The sequence below is a fragment of the Colwellia sp. KS18-150 genome (assembly GCF_057551365.1).
In genome coordinates this window covers 1-1,577 of the sequence record NZ_BAAJMC010000044.1, presented here as the reverse complement: position 1 = coordinate 1,577, position 1,577 = coordinate 1, and the positions used below count along the sequence as shown (strand labels likewise).

The 1,577-nt window shown below is 51.9% G+C and carries 1 rRNA gene; it reads right to left on the bottom strand.

Annotation, left to right across the window (positions count from 1 at the left end):
- Positions 1-23 precede the first annotated feature (23 nt).
- Positions 24-1,564, bottom strand: a 16S ribosomal RNA gene (locus tag AC27IF_RS20210).
- Positions 1,565-1,577: the final 13 nt, after the last annotated feature.

Below are 1,577 nucleotides of genomic sequence, written 5' to 3'. Positions count from 1 at the left end.
CATTAATCATTTTTACTTCAAGATAAGGAGGTGATCCAACCCCAGGTTCCCCTAGGGTTACCTTGTTACGACTTCACCCCAGTCATGAAACACAAAGTGGTAACCGTCCTCCCGAAGGTTAGACTAGCTACTTCTTTTGCATCCCACTCCCATGGTGTGACGGGCGGTGTGTACAAGGCCCGGGAACGTATTCACCGTGGCATTCTGATCCACGATTACTAGCGATTCCGACTTCATGGAGTCGAGTTGCAGACTCCAATCCGGACTACGACAAGCTTTCTGGGATTCGCTCCACCTCGCGGCTTCGCTGCCCTCTGTACCTGCCATTGTAGCACGTGTGTAGCCCATCCCGTAAGGGCCATGATGACTTGACGTCGTCCCCACCTTCCTCCGGTTTATCACCGGCAGTCTCCTTAGAGTTCCCGCCATTACGCGCTGGCAAATAAGGATAGGGGTTGCGCTCGTTGCGGGACTTAACCCAACATTTCACAACACGAGCTGACGACAGCCATGCAGCACCTGTCACAGAGTTCCCGAAGGCACTAAGCTATCTCTAGCGAATTCTCTGGATGTCAAGGGATGGTAAGGTTCTTCGCGTTGCATCGAATTAAACCACATGCTCCACCGCTTGTGCGGGCCCCCGTCAATTCATTTGAGTTTTAACCTTGCGGCCGTACTCCCCAGGCGGTCAACTTAGTGCGTTAGCTGCGCCACTCACGTCTCAAGGACACAAACGGCTAGTTGACATCGTTTACGGCGTGGACTACCAGGGTATCTAATCCTGTTCGCTCCCCACGCTTTCGTTCCTCAGCGTCAGTATCTGTCCAGGTGGCCGCCTTCGCCACTGATGTTCCTTCCAATCTCTACGCATTTCACCGCTACACTGGAAATTCCACCACCCTCTACAGTACTCTAGTCTACCAGTTCAAAATGCAGTTCCAAGGTTGAGCCCTGGGCTTTCACATCTTGCTTAATAGACCGCCTACGAACGCTTTACGCCCAGTAATTCCGATTAACGCTTGCACCCCTCGTATTACCGCGGCTGCTGGCACGAAGTTAGCCGGTGCTTCTTCTGTTGTTAACGTCACAGAATGCAGCTATTAACTACACCCCTTTCCTCACAACTGAAAGTGCTTTACAACCCGAAGGCCTTCTTCACACACGCGGCATGGCTGCATCAGGCTTTCGCCCATTGTGCAATATTCCCCACTGCTGCCTCCCGTAGGAGTCTGGGCCGTGTCTCAGTCCCAGTGTGGCTGATCATCCTCTCAAACCAGCTAGAGATCGTCGCCTTGGTAAGCCTTTACCTTACCAACTAGCTAATCTCACTTGGGCTAATCTATGAGCGAGAGGTCCGAAGATCCCCCCCTTTGGTCCGTAGACATTATGCGGTATTAGCAGTCGTTTCCAACTGTTGTCCCCCACTCAAAGGCATATTCCCAAGCATTACTCACCCGTCCGCCGCTCGTCATCTTCTAGCAAGCTAGAAATGTTACCGCTCGACTTGCATGTGTTAAGCCTGCCGCCAGCGTTCAATCTGAGCCATGATCAAACTCTTCAATTAAAAATCGTTTGTG